This window comes from Streptomyces sp. NPDC034049 (assembly GCF_055575575.1).
This window is the reverse complement of record NZ_JBVISJ010000012.1, coordinates 138,157-156,024: the sequence shown is the minus strand read 5'-3', so window position 1 is coordinate 156,024 and position 17,868 is coordinate 138,157. Positions and strand designations below refer to the sequence as shown.

The following is a 17,868-nucleotide window of genomic DNA, read 5'->3' as shown; positions in this document are numbered from 1 at the left end:
CGCATGACCAAGTCACACAGAACACACACATTCAGCGAAGCGAAGGCGCCCCGTCGGGGGCGCGGGAAACTGCCCGATCGACCACGACGAATCCGCGGTCGCCGAACAACCCACGCCCCCCGAGCTACTAGGCGCCGTCCCCAGCGGCAGTCGCCTTCTTCGCGGCCACCTTCTTCGCCGGCGCCGCCTTCTTGGCCGCGGCAGTCTTCGAAGCGGCCGTCTTCTTCGTGGCGGCGGTCTTCTTCGCCGGCGCGGCCTTCTTCGCTGCGGTCTTGGTCGCCGTCTTCTTCGCCGGCGCCTTCTTGGCCGTCTTCTTGGCGGGAGCCTTGGCCCGCTTCTCCGCCAGCAGTTCGAACCCGCGCTCGGGCGTGATCGTCTCCACGCTGTCCCCGGACCGCAGCGTCGCGTTGGTCTCGCCGTCGGTGACGTACGGCCCGAAGCGGCCGTCCTTCACCACGACCGGCTTCGCGCTGACCGGGTCCTCACCCAGTTCCTTCAGCGGCGGCTTGGCGGCGGCCCGCCCGCGCTGCTTGGGCTGGGCGTAGATCGCCAGCGCCTCTTCGAGGGTGATCGTGAAGAGCTGCTCCTCGGTCTGCAGCGACCGCGAGTCCGTGCCCTTCTTCAGATACGGCCCGTACCGCCCGTTCTGCGCGGTGATCTCCTGGCCCTCGGCGTCGGCGCCGACGATCCGCGGCAGCGACATCAGCTTCAGGGCGTCGTCGAGGGTCACCGTGTCCAGGGACATGGACTTGAACAGCGAGGCCGTGCGCGGCTTGACCGCGTTCTTGCCCGTCTTCGGCGTGCCCTCGGGGAGGATCTCCGTGACGTACGGCCCGTAGCGCCCGTCCTTGGCGACGATCTGGTGACCGGTCGCGGGGTCCGCGCCCAGCTCGAAGTCGCCGCTCGGCTTGGCGAGCAGTTCCTCCGCCAGCTCGACGCTCAGCTCGTCCGGCGCCAGCTCCTCGGGGATGTCGGCGCGCTGGTGGCCCTCGGCGTCCTTCTCGCCCCGCTCGATGTACGGGCCGTAGCGGCCGACGCGCAGCACGATGTCGTTGCCGACGGGGAAGGACGAGACCTCGCGCGCGTCGATCGCGCCCAGGTCGGTCACCAGCTCCTTGAGGCCGCCGAGGTGGTCCCCGTCGCCGTTGCCGGCCGCGGCCGCCGTCGTGTCGCTCGCGTCCGTGCCCTCGCCGAAGTAGAACCGCTTCAGCCACGGCACCGCCTGGGCCTCGCCGCGCGCGATGCGGTCGAGGTCGTCCTCCATCTTGGCGGTGAAGTCGTAGTCGACGAGCCGCCCGAAGTGCTTCTCCAGGAGGTTGACCACGGCGAAGCTCAGGAAGGACGGCACGAGTGCCGTGCCCTTCTTGAACACATAGCCCCGGTCGAGGATCGTCCCGATGATCGACGCGTACGTCGACGGACGGCCGATCTCGCGCTCTTCGAGCTCCTTGACCAGCGAGGCCTCGGTGTAGCGGGCCGGGGGCTTGGTGGCGTGCCCGTCGACCGTGATCTCCTCGGCGGAGAGCGCGTCGCCCTGGCTGACCTGCGGCAGCCTGCGCTCGCGGTCGTCGAGCTCGGCGTTCGGGTCGTCGGCGCCCTCGACGTAGGCCTTGAGGAACCCGTGGAAGGTGATCGTCTTGCCGGAGGCGCTGAACTCGGCGTCACGGCCGTCGGAGGCGGTGCCACCGATCTTGACGGTGACGCTGTTGCCCGTGGCGTCCTTCATCTGGGAGGCGACGGTCCGCTTCCAGATCAGCTCGTACAGCTTGAACTGGTCGCCGGTCAGCCCGGTCTCGGCGGGCGTGCGGAAACGATCACCCGAGGGCCGGATCGCCTCGTGCGCCTCCTGCGCGTTCTTGACCTTCCCGGCGTACGTACGCGGCTGCGCCGGCAGGTAGTCGGCGCCGTACAGCTGGGTGACCTGGGCACGGGCGGCGGCCACTGCGGTCTCGCTGAGCGTCGTGGAGTCCGTACGCATATAGGTGATGAAGCCGTTCTCGTACAGCTTCTGCGCCACCTGCATGGTCGCCTTCGCCCCGAAGCCGAGCTTGCGCGAGGCCTCCTGCTGGAGCGTCGTCGTACGGAAGGGTGCGTACGGCGAGCGGCGGTACGGCTTGGACTCGACGGAGCGCACCGAGAAGCGGGTGTTCTCCAGGGCGGCGGCGAGCGCACGGGCGTTCGCCTCGTCGAGGTGGAGGACGTTGGCGCCCTTGATCTGGCCGAGCGAGTCGAAGTCGCGGCCCTGGGCGACGCGGCGGCCGTCCACCGACTGCAGGCGGGCCACCAGCGACGACGGGTCGGAGGCGTCACCGGCGCGGCCGGTGGCGAAGGTGCCGGTCAGGTCCCAGTACTCGGCGGAGCGGAAGGCGATCCGCTCGCGCTCGCGCTCCACGACGAGCCGGGTCGCGACGGACTGGACGCGGCCCGCCGACAGGCGCGGCATGACCTTCTTCCACAGGACCGGCGAGACCTCGTAGCCGTAGAGGCGGTCGAGGATGCGGCGGGTCTCCTGGGCGTCGACGAGGCGCTGGTTCAGCTCGCGCGGGTTGGCGACGGCGGCCTGGATCGCGGCCTTGGTGATCTCGTGGAAGACCATCCGCTTGACCGGGACCTTGGGCTTGAGCACCTCCTGGAGATGCCAGGCGATGGCCTCGCCCTCGCGGTCCTCATCGGTGGCGAGGAAGAGTTCGTCGGACTCCTTCAGCAGGTCCTTGAGCTTCCTGACCTGGGCCTTCTTGTCCGCGTTGACCACATAGATGGGCGCGAAGTCATGCTCGACGTCCACGCCGAGGCGGCGCACCTCGCCGGTGTACTGCTCGGGCACCTCCGCGGCGCCGTTGGGAAGGTCGCGGATGTGCCCCACGCTCGCCTCGACGATGTAGCCGGGGCCGAGATAGCCCTTGATCGTCTTCGCCTTGGCAGGCGACTCGACGATGACGAGTCGGCGGCCGCCCTTCGCGGTCTCGCTGGTCGGGGACAACTTCGCTCTTCTCTCCGGTCGACGCTGGGTCTCCCCAGGCTTGCGTCCCGGGGGCGGGGCGCCCCCTGCGGCCGGTGCCGCGCACGGGCTCGGCGTCGGCCCGGGGGTCGGGTCATGCTGACGCTGCGGAGTGTGACGGTACATCCCGCCCCCGTGTCAAACGGGAAAAGCCCGCAACGGCCACTCGAACGGTAACCCGACTACCGCCATTCCTGCCGCCCGGCGTCTTCAGCGATCCGTTCGGGGCCTATGCGGAGGGTCACATCCCGGTTACTCCGCCGACCTGTCGGCCCCGTCTCCCCGCGCCTCCTCAGACGCGGGTGAGGCACCACGCGGCGAGCGCCAGGGCGGTGACCGCGGTGACGCTCGCGAGGGTCGCCGACATCACGGGACGCACCCCCTGCGCGACCGGCTCGCCCAGCCGCAGCCGCCGCGCGGTCCACAGCAGCAGCGCGCCCCCGAACAGGGCGAACACCACTCCCACGAAGATCGCCGGACCGCTCTCCATGACCCGTCCTCCCACCCCTCGACTGCCCCGGGACGGGAGGCTGGCACGGACGGGAAGCGGGCGCGCGAACCCGAGGTGAACGCGAGGCGTCCGGACCCTCAGACCGAGCCGGGCGTGGGTATCTTCCCGGTCGTCTGCGACACGTCGGCGTTGCGCACCGTGCACACCACCTTGTTGAAGCCCTTCTTCCACTCCTCTTCGTCGGAGACCCATCCCGACACGATCAGGTCGGCGCCGGGCGCCCAACTCGACTCGAACCTGTTGGTGCACAGCTTTCCGCCCTCGGCGAGGGCGCCGGCGAAGGTCATGTTGTCGGGCGCCTGCACCGATCCGACGACCTGGTCGGTGTGCGCTTCGGCACAGTCGGTCAGCGGGGCGTCGTACCCCTCGTCCTCCCTGGTGGTGTAGTCCCAGCAGTCACCGACGGCCATCTGCGTGGGCCACAGGTGCATGCCCACGTCACGGAGCCGGCCCACCTCGCCGCCTATCGGGACGTGCTTGCCGAGGACGAGACAGGCCGTACCGCCCTTGGCGGCGGTGAAGCCCTCCTTCGTCGGTACGAGGGCGTAGACGTCCGCGTCGGGCAGGGCCTCGGCCACCGGGTCGGCCTGGCCGGCGCAGCGCTGCGCGCCGCTGGCCTTGGCGTCGGCGGGGTCGGACGCCGTCGCCATCGCCACGACCTGGCCGTCCGGCCAGTCCTCGTCGCAGTCGACCACGCCGAGGTCGGGCACCGATGCGAACGCGGTCCCGGTCCAGACCGCCTTGACGCAGTCCCCCACCTCCAGCGCCTTCTTGAGGGCCGCCTGCTTGCCGTAGGGGTACTCCGACCTCGGAGGCGACGCGAGCGTGTCCGGGGTACCGGAGGGCTTGGGGTCCGCCCCGCCCGTCAGGTTCACCGCGGCCCAGGTCCCGCCGCCGGCCACGAGCAGCACGGCGACCACGATCGCGACGATCGCCGCCGCGGGCGTCTTCCGCCTCGGCCCGCCGGGCGGCGGCGGGCTCCCGGCCGTGAGGGTCGGGTACCCCGCGTTCCCCGGCGGTGGGGCGCCGCCACCGCCGTACGGTGTCGACGCGTCGGCCGTGTACGGCAGCGACTGGTTGCCCATGGTGCCGCCGTAGCCGGGGGGCTGAGCGCCTCCGCCGTACGCCGGACTCCCGTAGGGCGTGGAGGGACCGCCCCCGTACGGGTTCGGGTTGTCGTAGGGCCCGCGCGGCTGCCGGCCCTGCTGCCACGGGTCGTACGGCGAGGGGCCGCCCGGCGTCGCTCCCGGTGTGGGCGGGTTGCCGGCGGGGGTGTTCGGGGTGTTCGGCGCGCCGGAGGGTGCGCCGGGCGTGTGCGGGGCCCCCGGGGTGTACGGCGTGTGGGGCGGACCGGGCGTGTTCGGGGTGCCCCCGAGGCCGTGCTGCCCCGCGGCCACGTACCCGGGTGGTGCGCTCGCCACGTACCCCGGAGGCGCACCGGGCGTGCCGGGTGCGGCGGGAGCCCCGGGCGTTCCGGGTGTGCCGGGGGTCGGTCCGAAGGCGCCGGGGGCCGATGCCGGGGTGGCTCCCCAGCCCTGCGGGGTCGACGCGCCGCCCTGGGCTGCCACCCGCTCCAGGCCGCGTGCCACGGCCTCCGGCGAGAGCCGGCGCACGGGGTCCTTGATGAGCAAGCCGTGCAGGACGGGGGCCAGTTCACCGGCGCGGGCGGGCGGTGTCGGCTCCTCGCCGAGGAGGGCCGTGAGCGTCGCGTACTCGCCGTGCCGGTCGAAGGGGCCGCGGCCCTCGACCGCCGCGTACAGCGTGGCGCCGAGCGAGAACAGGTCGGCGGCCGGGGTCGGCGGCTCGCCCCGCGCCCGCTCGGGCGCCAGATAGCCGGGCGTTCCGAGGATGCCGGCGGTGGCGGTGAGCCGGGGCTCGCGCGACTCCGGCTGGAGCGCGATGCCGTAGTCGGTGAGCAGCACGCGCGCGTAGGGGTCGCCCGAGGCGTCGGCCGCGAGCAGGATGTTGGCCGGTTTGACGTCCCGGTGGAGTATGCCGATCCGGTGGCCGGCCGTGAGCGCGTCGAGGACGGCGAGCCCGATCCGGGCGACCTGCTCGGGCGCGAGCGGCCCCCGCTGCCGTACGACCGCCTGGAGGTCCACGGCGTCCGGCACGTACTCCATGACGATCCACGGCAGGCCCTCGTGGAGCACCACGTCGTGAACGGTGGCCACATGGGGATGGCCGCGCAGCCGGGCGGCGTGCCTGGCCTCGCTGCGGGCCCGGGCGATGCGCTGGGCGGGCTCCGTCGCGTCCAGCGGGACATCGGGCAGGGAGATCTCCTTCATGGAGACCTCGCAGGCCAACTCCCCGTCGTACGCGAGCCAGACCCGGCCCATGCCGCCCGCGCCCAGGGTGCGCAGCAGTCGGTACCGGCCGTTGATGATCCTTCCCTGGCCCTGCTCCGGCGTATCCCCCGCCATCGCGATCCCCCGATCCTCGAGACAGCGCGTGCCTCCCCCGAGGACACGTCGAATCCGTCTCTTGAAAATAGCTTCGCACCCACCACTGACAGGAGCCCTTTTGCCGACCAATCCAGCCAGAAGGGACACATGCGTCCCGGTGGTGCGAATACGCCCCGTGCGACACGGGAAGGGGCGTCGGGCGGGGTACCGGTACGGTCACCGGACGGTATGGAAATCGTCACCGGGCGCGGGGCCCGAACGGGCCCCGTCGCCGTGCGGGCGGGTCACCCGGCCGGTTCGAGGAACCCCTGTTCGACGAGGAGGCGGATCTGGACGGGGGTCCGGTCGCGCAGGGCCACCGGGTCCTCGCCGACGAGCTGGGCGATGGCGTCCAGAATCCGTCCGGCGCTGAGCGTGCCGTCGCACACACCGGCGAATCCGGCGCCCACCGTGTCCACCTTCGTGGCCCGGCGCATGCCGCGGTTCTGACGGAGGACCACATGCTCGGGGTCCTCGGCGCCGGGCAGTCCGACCTGCTCCTGGACGACCTCGGAGGTGAGCCGGAAGTGCGCCGCGAGGAGGGCCGCGTCGTCGTGCGCGCGCAGGTAGTCGACGCGCGCGAAGTGCTGCCGCACCGCCTCCCCGAGCGGCTGTTCGACCGGATGCGGCCACTCCTCCAGGGTGATCGAGGGCTCGGACTCCGCGGCGGCCGACTTCCGCAGCGTGATCCACCCGAAGCCGACGCCCTTCACCTTGCGCGCCTCGAACTCGTCGAGCCACGCGTCGTACCGCGCCTGGTACTCGGCCACGTCACCGCGGTGGTCGCCCGCGTCCCGCAGCCACAACTCGGCGTACTGCGCGACGTCCTGGACCTCGCGCTGCACGATCCACGCGTCGCAGCCGCGCGGCACCCACGACCTGAGCCGCTCCTGCCAGTCCTCGCCCTCCACGTGCTGCCAGTTGGCGAGGAACTGCGCGTACCCGCCCTCGTTCAGCCGCTCCCCCGCCTGCGAGACGAGCGTCCTGCACAGATCGTCGCCGCCCATCCCTCCGTCGCGGTACGTGAGCCGGGCGCCGGGCGAGATCACGAACGGCGGGTTTGACACGATGAGGTCGTACGTCTCGTCCGCCCCGACCGGCTCGAAGAGCGAACCCTCCCGCAGCTCGGCGGCCGGTGCTCCGGAGAGCGCCAGCGTGAGCGCCGTGATGTGCAGCGCGCGCGGGTTGAGATCGGTCGCCGTCACGCGCGTGGCGTGCTGTGCGGCGTGCAGCGCCTGGATGCCGGAGCCGGTCCCGAGATCGAGGGCGGCGGCGACGGGCGTCCGTACGGTGATGCCGGCCAGCGTCGTGGACGCCCCGCCGACCCCCAGCACGACGCCCTCGTCCCGGCTGCCGATCCCTCCGGCCCCACCGACCGCGCACCCCAGGTCGGACACGATGAACCAGTCCTCGCCGCCGGGGCCGCCGTACGGCCGCACGTCGACGGTGGCGGCGACCTCGTCCCCGTCGTCACCGACGCGAACGAGCCATCCGCTCTCGACGCACGCGTCGACAGGCAGCACGCCGTCCACGCGCGCGCGTACGACCGGTTCCTGCAACAGGAACAGCCGCACCAGCGCCTCCAGCGCCGTGTCCCCCCGTGTCGCCCTGAGCGCCGGCACGACCTCGCTCCGCGCGAGGGCGGCGTAGGCGGAGGCACCGAGCAGCTCGAGCAGCCCGTCGGCGGTGAACTCGGCACCGAGCAACGCCTCCCGAAGCCGCACGGCGACATCGGTCCGGTCGGTGGAGGGCAGGGACGACAGTTTGGAGTTACTCACGAAGCTCAGCGTAGCCGCGCACCACGGCCCGACCCGGCTCCAGGCACCCCGTGCGTGGCCGTCGCAGCCGTCTCAGCTGCGGGCGGTCGCGCCGCCGTACCGTGCCGCCGTACGTGGCGCGGGCACTCCCGCCCGCCACACCTAGCTGTGGGCCAGTCGTGCCGCTGGAGCAGCACGGGTGGCGCAGGCGGCACCCGGCCAGCGCCGAAGAAGAGCCCCCGTCAGCTCTTCGTGGGCACAGCCGGCGCCGAAGCCGCACCGGAGGTGTTCGCGGACTTGCAGCTCTGCTGCTCCGCCATCGCCTGCCCGACCTCCCCCTTCTCCAGCTCCTTCAACGCGTCGCTCCCGGTCTTGCTGAGCTTCTCCAGCTCCGTCGCGACGCCTTCGAGCCCGTCCGCGAACTTCGCCTGGTCCTTGGTGTTCAGCGCGTCCGACTTCTTCTTCAGCTCCCCGTACGCCGTGGACAGCTGGTTCAGCTCGGCGACCGCGGCCTTCTGCTTCTTCGCGCCGTCCTCGACATCCGGCGCCCCGGCCTTCTGGATCGCCGTCGCCATCGCCTTGTACGCGTCGGAGATGTCCTGGAAGCCCTGGGAGTCGGCCTTCTGCACGTCCGCCGGTGCGCTGTCGTCCGAGGTCTCCTTCTGGATCGAGGCGTTGGCCGCCGCGATCTTCTTGATCTGCGGCTGCACGGAGTCGCAGACCTCCTTGGCCCAGGAGTTCAGCTTGTCGTTCGTCTCGTCGTCGCCGCTGCAACCGGACAGCGCCAGTACCAGTACCGCACCGCCGGACAGTGCGGCCGCGAGCTTCTTGTTCACCGGATTGGTCCCTTCCATGGCTCTCGGCCCCGGAACATACACGCCGGATGGGCGGCACCTGTGTGCCGAGCACCCCCGGTGCACCCTTTTGTAACCGTTTGCACCAGCGAGAGAAGGCTCACGGGAGCCCCCGGCACAGCCAAGGGGCGGACGGCCAACGCGTCAACACGCGCCGTCCGCCCGCCCCTTGAGCTGGCCCCTGGCAGAGCCGTTCAGCAGACCGTCTACGAAACCACCGCGGGATCCGCCGACTTGGCCACCCGCTCGGAGTTGCCTTCGTCACCCACGGCGATACCGCGCCGCTTGGACACGTACACCGCGCCGACGATGACGGCGATCGAGGCCACCGCGATGGCGACCCGCAACGCGACGCTCTTGTCCTCGCCGTAGCTGAACTGGACGACCGCGGGCGCGATGAGCAGCGCGACGAGGTTCATCACCTTCAGCAGCGGGTTGATCGCCGGTCCGGCGGTGTCCTTGAACGGGTCGCCGACCGTGTCGCCGATGACGGTCGCGGCATGGGCCTCGCTGCCCTTGCCGCCGTGATGACCGTCCTCGACGAGTTTCTTGGCGTTGTCCCACGCGCCACCGGAGTTGGCGAGGAACACCGCCATCAGCGTCCCCGTCCCGATCGCGCCGGCGAGATACGCGCCGAGCGCGCCGACCCCGAGCGTGAACCCGATCGCGATGGGCGCCATGACGGCGAGCAGACCGGGCGTGGCCAGCTCCCGCAGGGCGTCCTTGGTGCAGATGTCGACGACCCGGCCGTACTCGGGCTTCTCGCTGTAGTCCATGATCCCGGGGTGCTCGCGGAACTGCCGCCGCACCTCGTAGACCACCGCGCCCGCCGACCGCGAGACCGCGTTGATCGCCAGCCCCGAGAAGAGGAAGACGACCGCGGCGCCCGCAATGAGTCCGACGAGGTTGTTGGGCTGCGAGATGTCCATCATCAGGTTCATCGGCGCGCCTTCGCCGGAGACCTTCTCGCCGACGTCGTTCGCGGCCGTCAGGATCGCGTCGCGGTACGAGCCGAAGAGCGCGGCGGCCGCGAGAACGGCCGTGGCGATGGCGATGCCCTTGGTGATGGCCTTGGTGGTGTTGCCGACGGCGTCCAGGTCGGTGAGCACCTGCGCGCCCGCGCCCTCCACGTCGCCGGACATCTCGGCGATGCCCTGCGCGTTGTCGGAGACCGGCCCGAAGGTGTCCATGGCGACGATGACGCCGACCGTGGTGAGCAGGCCGGTCCCGGCCAGCGCCACCGCGAACAGCGCGAGCATGATCGACGTACCGCCGAGCAGGAACGCCCCGTAGACGCCGAGGCCGATCAACAGGGCGGTGTAGACGGCCGATTCGAGACCGATGGAGATACCGGCGAGGACGACGGTGGCCGCGCCGGTGAGCGAGCTCTTGCCGATGTCCTTCACGGGACGTCGGCTGGTCTCGGTGAAGTAGCCGGTCAGTTGCTGGATCAGCGCGGCCAGCAGGATGCCGATGGCGACCGCGAGGACCGCGAGGACCCGCGGATCGCCGTCGTGACCGGCGATCGCCGTGTCCGTGACCCCGTCGAGGTCGGCGTACGACGAGGGCAGGTAGGCGTAGACGGCGATGGCGACGAGCACCAGCGAGATCACCGCGGAGATGAAGAACCCGCGGTTGATGGCGGACATGCCGCTGCGGTCGGTGCGGCGGGGTGCCACCGCGAAGATGCCGATCATCGCGGTGAGCACGCCGATCGCGGGCACGATCAGCGGGAACGCCAGGCCGGAGTCGCCGAAGGCCGCCTTGCCGAGGATCAGCGCGGCGACGAGCGTCACGGCGTACGACTCGAAGAGGTCGGCCGCCATGCCCGCGCAGTCGCCGACGTTGTCGCCCACGTTGTCGGCGATGGTCGCGGCATTGCGCGGGTCGTCCTCCGGAATGCCCTGCTCGACCTTGCCGACCAGGTCGGCGCCGACGTCGGCGGCCTTGGTGAAGATGCCGCCGCCGACCCTCATGAACATGGCGATGAGCGCTGCCCCGAGACCGAAGCCCTCCAGCACCTTCGGCGCGTCGGCCGCGTAGACGAGGACCACGCAGGACGCGCCGAGCAGGCCGAGCCCCACCGTGAACATGCCGACGACGCCGCCGGTGCGAAATGCGATCTTCATCGCCTTGTGCGAGACGGCGGTGAGATCTTTTTCCGGCTCGCCTTCCGCCGGTGTCGCTTCCCGGGCCGCCGCGGCGACGCGCACATTGCTGCGTACGGCGAGCCACATGCCGATATAGCCGGTGGCCGCCGAGAACGCCGCGCCGATCAAGAAGAACACCGATCGTCCGGCGCGCTGATTCCAGTCGTCCGCGGGCAGCAGCATGAGCAGGAAGAACACGACGACGGCGAATACGCCGAGCGTGCGCAACTGCCGTGCCAGATAGGCGTTCGCGCCTTCCTGGATCGCTGTCGCGATCTTCTTCATGCTGTCGGTGCCCTCGCCCGCCGCGAGCACCTGGCGCACCAGGACCCCGGCGACGACGAGTGCTGCAAGGGCCACGACGCCGATCACCATGACGATGATCCGGTTGTCGTCGGTGAGCACCGCGGCTGCGAAGTTCGCGGTGTGGTCAAACCTTTGAGGGGTAGAAAGCCCCGCCATTCGTCCTCCTTGACGCTTGGGCTGAGCTCAAGATGTGGACGGATTGTAGGGAGGTGAACCTGATCAAAACAGTGCACGGGAAACGGAATTGGCCTTCACATGCTCTTCAGCAAATGATCCGGACCCGCCCACGCTACTCGAAAGAAGTAACGCCTCAAAGGCATTGACACTTGATCAATTATCAGGCGAATGATCGTGAATTCCTTCACGAATTCCGGTGTTCCGATGAACGGTGATCGGAATAAATGCCGAACAAACACGAAGGGCCCTGCTCAGCAGGGCCCTCCGCGGTACTACTTGAAGTTGTGAGGATGAACGAGCAGGGGCGATCAGGGCACGACCGCGACCGACGGTGTCGTCGGCCAGGTCATACGGATCAGCCCGCCGTTCTCGCCGGCGCTGACCTCCACGTCATCGACGAGGCCGCTGATGACCGCGAGGCCCATGTCGTCCTCCTCGACCTCGACGTCCGCGTCCCCGGCACCCGACGAACGGTCACCGGGCACGGCGTGCGGCGCCTCGTCGCCCACCTCGATGGAGAACTGCTTCTCCTCCTCGATCAGCGACACCCGCACCGGCGCCGAGATACCGCTGCTCTGATGCAGTCCGACGGCACGGGTGCACGCCTCGCCGACGGCCAACCTGACCTCGTCGAGGACGGCCTCGTCCACTCCGGCCCTGCGCGCCACCGCTGCCGCCACCAGTCGGGCGGTCCTGACGTGCTCGGGCAGCGCGCTGAAGCGGAGTTCAACGGTGGCCATGCATCCCCCTCGGAACTACGGGCGTGCTGTCGGAAGGCCGGGCCGCGCGGACCCGGTCCTCCTCACTCGTCTGTGGCCGTCCGGGCACGGGGCCCGGACGGACGTGATCAGTCAGTGGCCGCCACCGCTTCGTCGACCGAGGTGTGAATGGGGAACACCTTGGTCAGACCGGTGATGCGGAAGATCTTCAAAATCCGCTCCTGGTTGCACACCAGGCGCAGCGAGCCCTCATGGGCCCGTACTCGCTTCAGGCCGCCCACCAGTACGCCGAGCCCGGTGGAGTCGAGGAAGTCGACGCCCTCCATGTCGACGACGAGGTGGAAACTCCCGTCGTTGACCAGCTCGACCAGCTGCTCACGCAGCTTGGGCGCGGTATAAACGTCGATTTCGCCACCGACCTCGACGACCGTACGATCGCCGACGGTACGGGTCGACAGGGACAGGTCCACGGATCCTCCAGCACCTTGCTATCGAGCGTTCGCCCCTCGGGACACCTCGGCTTGAAAGCCCCCGGGACGGTTCGCCAGCCGCGATGGCATTCAATCACTTACCGGCAGGCGTGCACGACGCCTTGGCTCCATTGTCCGTCACGCCGGTGACACACTCGATGCCGATGGCCAAGAATCACCGATCCGATCGAACCCCGACGGACACCGCCTCCAGCCCCTCGCCGAGCACGGTCCTGGACCGGCTCGCCTCGGGGCCGAGCCGGGCTTCGCGCATCACTCATACGGAGCATGTGCCCCCACGTGCGGGTCGCCATGCCGTCTGGCCCGACCGGATCCGGCCGGAAGTGGTCGCCGCCGTACAGACCGCGGGAATCGAACATCCCTGGGCCCACCAGGCACGCGTCGCCGAGCACGCGCTGGACGGCGAATCGGTCGTCGTCTCCACCGGCACCGCCTCCGGCAAGTCGCTGGCGTACCTCGTCCCGGTCCTCTCCCGCCTCCTGGACGGCTCCGAGGCCCCCAACGGCCGCGGCGCGACCACCCTCTACCTGGCCCCCACCAAGGCCCTCGCGGCGGATCAGTGCCGGGCCGTGAAGGAACTTTCACAACCTCTCGGAAACGCCGTGCGCCCGGCCGTGTACGACGGCGACACCCCCGTCGAGGAACGCGAGTGGGTCCGCCAGTACGCCAACTACGTGCTCACCAACCCCGACATGCTGCACCGGGGCATCCTCCCCTCCCACCCCCGCTGGTCCTCCTTCCTGCGCGCCCTGAAGTACGTCGTCATCGACGAGTGCCACACCTACCGCGGCGTCTTCGGCTCGCACGTCGCCCAGGTGCTCCGGCGCCTGCGCCGCCTGTGCGCCCGCTACGGCGCCGAACCCGTCTTCCTCCTCGCCTCCGCCACCGCCGCCGAGCCCTCGGTCGCGGCCCGTCGCCTCACCGGCGTCCCGGTCACCGAGGTCGCGGACGACGCCTCACCCCGCGGCGAACTGGTGTTCGCCCTCTGGGAGCCCCCGCTCACCGAGCTGCACGGCGAGAAGGGCGCGCCGGTACGCCGCACCGCCACCGCCGAGACCGCCGACCTGCTCACCGACCTCACCGTCCAGGGCGTCCGCTCGGTCGCCTTCGTCCGCTCCCGGCGCGGCGCCGAGCTGATCTCGGTGATCGCCCAGGAACGCCTCGCCGAGGTGGACCGCTCCCTCGTCCGCCGCGTCGCCGCCTACCGCGGCGGCTACCTCCCCGAGGAACGCCGCGCACTCGAACGCGCCCTCCACTCCGGCGAGCTCCTCGGCCTCGCCGCCACCACCGCCCTCGAACTCGGCGTCGACGTCTCCGGCCTCGACGCCGTCCTCATCGCCGGATACCCCGGCACCCGCGCCTCCCTGTGGCAGCAGGCCGGCCGCGCCGGACGCGCCGGCCAGGGCGCCCTCGCCGTCCTGATCGCCCGCGACGACCCGCTGGACACCTTCCTGGTCCACCACCCCGAAGCCCTGTTCGACCGGCCGGTGGAATCGACCGTGCTCGACCCCGACAACCCGTACGTCCTCGCCCCCCACCTCTGCGCCGCCGCCGCGGAACTGCCCCTCACCGACGAGGACCTCGACCTCTTCGGCCCCGCCTGCGAGGACCTGCTGCCGCAGCTGGAGGCCGCGAAACTGCTTCGCCGCCGGGCCAAGGCCTGGCACTGGACCCGCCGCGAACGCGCCGCCGACCTGGCCGACATCCGGGGCCAGGGCGGCCGCCCCGTCCAGGTCGTCGAGACCGGCACCGGCCGGCTCCTCGGCACGGTCGACGCGGGCGCCGCCCACACCACCGTCCACGAGGGCGCGGTCCACCTGCACCAGGGCCGTACGTACCTGGTGCGCGACCTGGACCTGGAGGACTCCGTCGCCCTCGTCGAGCAGGCCGACCCGCCCTATTCGACCGTCGCCCGCGACACCACCTCCATCTCCGTCCTGGAGACCGACACCGAAGTCCCCTGGGGCGACGGCCGCTTGTGCTACGGCTCCGTCGAAGTCACCAACCAGGTCGTCTCCTTCCTCCGTCGCCGCCTCATCACCGGCGAGGTGCTCGGCGAGTCCAAACTCGATCTCCCTCCCCGTACGCTGCGCACCCGTGCCGTCTGGTGGACCGTCACCGAGGACCAGTTGGACGCGGCCCGGATCAACCCCGAGATCCTCGGCGGCGCCCTGCACGCCGCCGAACACGCCTCGATCGGCATGCTGCCCCTCTTCGCGACCTGCGACCGCTGGGACATCGGCGGCGTCTCGGTCCCGCTCCACCCGGACACCCTGCTCCCGACGGTCTTCGTCTACGACGGCCACCCGGGCGGCGCGGGATTCGCCGAGCGCGCCTTCCACACGGCCCGTGCCTGGCTCACCGCCACCCGCCAGGCCATCGCCTCCTGCGAGTGCGACGCCGGCTGCCCCTCCTGCATCCAGTCCCCCAAGTGCGGCAACGGCAACGACCCGCTGCACAAACGGGGCGCCGTACGCCTCCTGACCGAACTGCTGCGCACCGCGCCGGAGGCTCCGCCCGAGGGACGGGTGCCGTAGGGCTCGGGGGTGACTCAGAACCCGGGGGTTCGGGCCGCCTCAGAGCTCGGGGGCCTCCCAGATGCGGCGATCGCCGGCCGTGTGTGGCTGATCGCGCAGTTCCCCGCGCCCCTCAAGGGGCGCCCCTCGGCGCTTCCCGGTCGGCTGCCCGGCCCGGCGGTCCCGCGCGTGCCCTGGACTCGGCGGTGAACGGGACCGTTCCCGAGGCGGCCGTGACGTCCGAGATCTCGCCCTCCACCGCGCAGCGCACCAGTCGGCCGCCCTGGGCCCGAACCACCCGTTCCGCCGTCGCGCAGGCCTCCTCGGCACCCTTCATCCAGTGGTCGGCGGCCGCGAGGGCGGCGAGATCGGCCGCCGCCTCCGCCTGATGCCGGATCACGACGGCCTGCCCGAAGGCGAGTACGGCACCGAACACCGCACACAGCACCGCGATCGCACCGACCGCCCAGACGGTCGCGGACCCTCTGTCCGTCTCACGCCCACGCCCCAGGACCGAGCAAACGCCCCCGAGCCACCGGCCGCACCACGAGAACGCGCTCACCCGCCCACCTCCCCCACCGTCTCCTCCGCCAGCGCCACAGCGGTGTGGCTGAGGTCGAGGCCCAGTCCGTCCGGCCCCGGCGCGCGGGCCGAGACCACGACCCGTACGAAGTCGCCCTGCCGGCCCACGCTCACCTCCGCCCCGTCGGGCGCCGTCCTCCGCGCTGCCGCCACGACCGCCCCCTGCGGGTCCTGCCGGGCCGCCGCCCGGGCACCGGCCCGAGCGGCGTCCACGACCTGGATCTGCGCGCAGGCGGCGAGCAGAGCCCACACCAGTGCCGTCGCGAGCAGCAGCATCACCGGCAGGGCCATGGCCGCCTCCGCCGTCACGAACCCGTCGTCGCGGCCCAGCGCCCCCCGCAGCCGGCGCGGCTCACGCCCCGCCATTGAGGGCCCGCCCGACGATCTGCTGCAGCTCCGCCTGGACCTGCCCGCTGGTCACCACCTTGTACAGAACCGCGGCGAAGGCCACGGCCGCGATGATCCCCACCGCGTACTCCGAGGTCACCATCCCCGCGTCCCTCCGCGCCGCCCGCACCCGGCACAGCACGGCCCGCACCACCCGAACCCGCACCGCTTCCCGCATGGCTTCCACTGCCCGCACCGCCTGTACTGCCTTGTGCATCTCAACCCCCGTGAGGCTCTGTTCCGTTGACCGCTGATGTGTCCGCTGACCACTGCTCCGCTCCGTCGACCGCTTCGGCCGCCCGGCGGCGCCCGCGCGCCACGCGCCGACGTCCACCCCGTCACCGCGCTCCTCCTCCCAACAGCCCGTCCGCCAGGCCGATGACCACCGGCAGGACGCCCACCGCGATGAAGGCGGGCAGGAAGCACAGCCCCACCGGCGCGGTGACCATCACGGCGGCCCGCCGGGCCCGCTCCGTCGCCGAACGGCCCCATTCGGCACGGGCCTCGGCGGCCAGGCGGGCGACCGGTGAGGCGGCCGGCACACCGGACTCGTCGGCGCGCTCCAGGAGCCGCGCCAGGGCTCCGGCGCCGGGAAGCGCCGCCAACGAGCGCCACGCCTCGGCCGGTTCGCCCCCGAGCCTCGCCTCGGCGGCCCCTCTGGCCAGCCGCTCGCCCACCGGACCGCCGAGGGCCTCGCCCACGGCCTGTGCGGCCACCACCGGGCTCGCCCCGGCCGTGATGCAGGCGGCCAGCAGGTCGGCCGCGAGCGGCAGTTGGCGTGCGGCCTCGGCGGCGTCGTACACCTCGCCCAGGTCCTTGCCCGCCCGCCGGGCCCTCCTCAGCCACAGCCAGGCCCCGACGCCGGCGACCGGCCCCACCAGCAGCCCCGCGTACCCGCCGACGAACACCCACCCGGCGCAGACCGCCCCGGCGACCGGCAGCCATCGCCGGACCGCCCCCTGCGGCAGGAGACGTCGCCGGGACGGCTCGGCGGTGAGGGCGAGCACCGTGGTCAGCCGGGCGCGCAGCCTTCGTCCACGCCGCGCGGTGTCGCACGACCGGACCAGCCACCACAGTGCCACCATCACGGCGAGGGTCACCCCCAGCCTGTGGACAACCTCCCCGCTCACGTCGCCTCGGCTCCCCGGACGATCCGCAGCGCCCACCACAGGCCCGCGCCCTCCAGCACGGCGCCGACGAGCAGACAGGCCATCCCCGCCGTGCTGTGCAGCACCACGTGCAGGGGGTCGGCGCCGAGCGCGGTGCCCAGCAGGAGGCCCAGGACCGGAAGCCCGGCCAGCATCACGGCCGTCGACCGTGCGCCCGCCAACTGGGCGCGCAGGTCGGCCCGCTGGTCCCGCTCGGCGCGCAGGGCCCCCTCCAGCCGGTCCAGCCCGGCCGCGAGGCCCGCTCCCCGGTCGACGGCCACCCGCCAGCACGCGGCGAGCCCCAGCAGCCCCTCCGCGCCCGGCTGCCGCGCCGCGTCCGCGAGGGCGCCGGGCACGTCACCGCCGAAGCGGGCCGCCGCCAGCACCACGGCCCGGGTCTCGCCCAGCCCGTCGGAGTCCCGCGCGGCCCGCGTCAGCGCCTCGCCCGGCTGCCGCCCGGCCCGCACCTCCCCCGCGAGCGACGCGCACAGCGCGACCACGGCATCGCCCCGCCGCTCCCGGAGCCGACGCTCCCGTGCCGCCCGCCGCACCCGCCTCAGCAACGGCACCCCGGCCGCTCCCACGACGAGCGGCAACACCGACGCCCCGAGCACCGCGACCACCAGCCCGGCCACCGGCGCCCACCACTCGGCGCCCAGCGTCCGTGCCCGGCCGACGACCCGCTTCCAGCGCGGCGGCCCCACCGCTCCGCCACCCGGCAGCAGCGCCCGCGCCCGCCGCACCCCGGCGCCCCGCCCCTCGTCCGACATCCAGGCCGCGGCCCCGGCACACATCACGGCCACCACCCCCGAGATCTCCCCGACCCCC

14 protein-coding genes are annotated in these 17,868 nt (G+C 72.0%); 1 reads left to right on the top strand and 13 read right to left on the bottom strand.

The features are described 5' to 3' along the window. Positions 1-127 precede the first annotated feature (127 nt). From topA to bldG, 8 genes are all read right to left on the bottom strand, one after another. Complete coding sequence (gene topA, locus ACZ52C_RS30245; RefSeq protein WP_469077721.1) at positions 128-2,980, bottom strand: type I DNA topoisomerase; 2,853 nt, start codon at positions 2,978-2,980, stop codon at positions 128-130. Between the two features lie 310 nt (positions 2,981-3,290). Then, positions 3,291-3,488 carry a hypothetical protein gene (locus tag ACZ52C_RS30240; RefSeq protein ID WP_469077720.1) on the bottom strand — a complete coding sequence of 66 codons (198 nt, stop codon included), beginning with the start codon at positions 3,486-3,488 and terminating at the stop codon, positions 3,291-3,293. Between the two features lie 98 nt (positions 3,489-3,586). Continuing rightward, positions 3,587-5,932, bottom strand: a complete 2,346-nt coding sequence (locus ACZ52C_RS30235) for a protein kinase domain-containing protein (RefSeq protein WP_469077719.1) — start codon at positions 5,930-5,932, stop codon at positions 3,587-3,589. Positions 5,933-6,198: 266 nt separating this feature from the next. Continuing rightward, positions 6,199-7,731, bottom strand: coding sequence for a DUF7059 domain-containing protein (locus ACZ52C_RS30230; protein ID WP_469077718.1), 1,533 nt, complete (start codon positions 7,729-7,731; stop codon positions 6,199-6,201). 221 nt (positions 7,732-7,952) lie between these two features. Beyond that, the gene (locus ACZ52C_RS30225) at positions 7,953-8,564 is read right to left on the bottom strand and encodes a small secreted protein (RefSeq protein WP_469077717.1); all 612 of its coding nucleotides are present in this window, start codon (positions 8,562-8,564) and stop codon (positions 7,953-7,955) included. A 206-nt stretch (positions 8,565-8,770) separates the two neighbouring features. Further along, the gene (locus tag ACZ52C_RS30220; RefSeq protein ID WP_469077716.1) at positions 8,771-11,176 is read right to left on the bottom strand and encodes a sodium-translocating pyrophosphatase; all 2,406 of its coding nucleotides are present in this window, start codon (positions 11,174-11,176) and stop codon (positions 8,771-8,773) included. 329 nt (positions 11,177-11,505) lie between these two features. Continuing rightward, complete coding sequence (locus ACZ52C_RS30215; protein WP_469077715.1) at positions 11,506-11,937, bottom strand: ATP-binding protein; 432 nt, start codon at positions 11,935-11,937, stop codon at positions 11,506-11,508. A 107-nt stretch (positions 11,938-12,044) separates the two neighbouring features. After that, on the bottom strand, positions 12,045-12,386 hold the full coding sequence (gene bldG / locus ACZ52C_RS30210) for an anti-sigma factor antagonist BldG (RefSeq protein WP_005475923.1): 342 nt from the start codon (positions 12,384-12,386) through the stop codon (positions 12,045-12,047). Between the two features lie 83 nt (positions 12,387-12,469). Here bldG and ACZ52C_RS30205 point away from each other — a divergent pair, with 83 nt between their 5' ends. Next, on the top strand, positions 12,470-14,944 hold the full coding sequence (locus ACZ52C_RS30205) for a DEAD/DEAH box helicase (RefSeq protein ID WP_469077714.1): 2,475 nt from the start codon (positions 12,470-12,472) through the stop codon (positions 14,942-14,944). Positions 14,945-15,056: 112 nt separating this feature from the next. Here the strand turns inward: ACZ52C_RS30205 and ACZ52C_RS30200 are convergent, their stop codons facing one another. The 5 genes from ACZ52C_RS30200 to ACZ52C_RS30180 form a co-directional block, all read right to left on the bottom strand. Next, positions 15,057-15,434, bottom strand: a complete 378-nt coding sequence (locus ACZ52C_RS30200) for an Rv3654c family TadE-like protein (protein ID WP_469077811.1) — start codon at positions 15,432-15,434, stop codon at positions 15,057-15,059. Positions 15,435-15,481: 47 nt separating this feature from the next. Further along, positions 15,482-15,871, bottom strand: coding sequence for a TadE family type IV pilus minor pilin (locus ACZ52C_RS30195; protein ID WP_469077713.1), 390 nt, complete (start codon positions 15,869-15,871; stop codon positions 15,482-15,484). Next, complete coding sequence (locus tag ACZ52C_RS30190) at positions 15,858-16,070, bottom strand: DUF4244 domain-containing protein (RefSeq protein WP_045563067.1); 213 nt, start codon at positions 16,068-16,070, stop codon at positions 15,858-15,860. Before ACZ52C_RS30190 ends, ACZ52C_RS30195 begins: the two co-directional genes overlap by 14 nt. A 160-nt stretch (positions 16,071-16,230) precedes the next feature. Continuing rightward, the gene (locus ACZ52C_RS30185; protein ID WP_469077712.1) at positions 16,231-17,022 is read right to left on the bottom strand and encodes a type II secretion system F family protein; all 792 of its coding nucleotides are present in this window, start codon (positions 17,020-17,022) and stop codon (positions 16,231-16,233) included. Then, positions 17,019-17,834, bottom strand: a complete 816-nt coding sequence (locus ACZ52C_RS30180) for a type II secretion system F family protein (RefSeq protein WP_469077810.1) — start codon at positions 17,832-17,834, stop codon at positions 17,019-17,021. The genes ACZ52C_RS30185 and ACZ52C_RS30180 overlap by 4 nt, the downstream gene beginning before the upstream one ends. Positions 17,835-17,868 lie beyond the last annotated feature (34 nt).

Coding starts and splice junctions, on each gene's coding strand:
- ACZ52C_RS30225 (WP_469077717.1), bottom strand. CDS start 8,564: ATGGAAGGGACCAATCCGGTGAACAAGAAGCTCGCGGCCGCACTGTCC.
- ACZ52C_RS30190 (WP_045563067.1), bottom strand. CDS start 16,070: ATGCGGGAAGCGGTGCGGGTTCGGGTGGTGCGGGCCGTGCTGTGCCGG.
- ACZ52C_RS30220 (WP_469077716.1), bottom strand. CDS start 11,176: ATGGCGGGGCTTTCTACCCCTCAAAGGTTTGACCACACCGCGAACTTC.
- ACZ52C_RS30180 (WP_469077810.1), bottom strand. CDS start 17,834: ATGTGTGCCGGGGCCGCGGCCTGGATGTCGGACGAGGGGCGGGGCGCC.
- ACZ52C_RS30195 (WP_469077713.1), bottom strand. CDS start 15,871: ATGGCGGGGCGTGAGCCGCGCCGGCTGCGGGGGGCGCTGGGCCGCGAC.
- ACZ52C_RS30205 (WP_469077714.1), top strand. CDS start 12,470: ATGGCATTCAATCACTTACCGGCAGGCGTGCACGACGCCTTGGCTCCA.
- ACZ52C_RS30240 (WP_469077720.1), bottom strand. CDS start 3,488: ATGGAGAGCGGTCCGGCGATCTTCGTGGGAGTGGTGTTCGCCCTGTTC.
- ACZ52C_RS30215 (WP_469077715.1), bottom strand. CDS start 11,937: ATGGCCACCGTTGAACTCCGCTTCAGCGCGCTGCCCGAGCACGTCAGG.
- ACZ52C_RS30235 (WP_469077719.1), bottom strand. CDS start 5,932: ATGGCGGGGGATACGCCGGAGCAGGGCCAGGGAAGGATCATCAACGGC.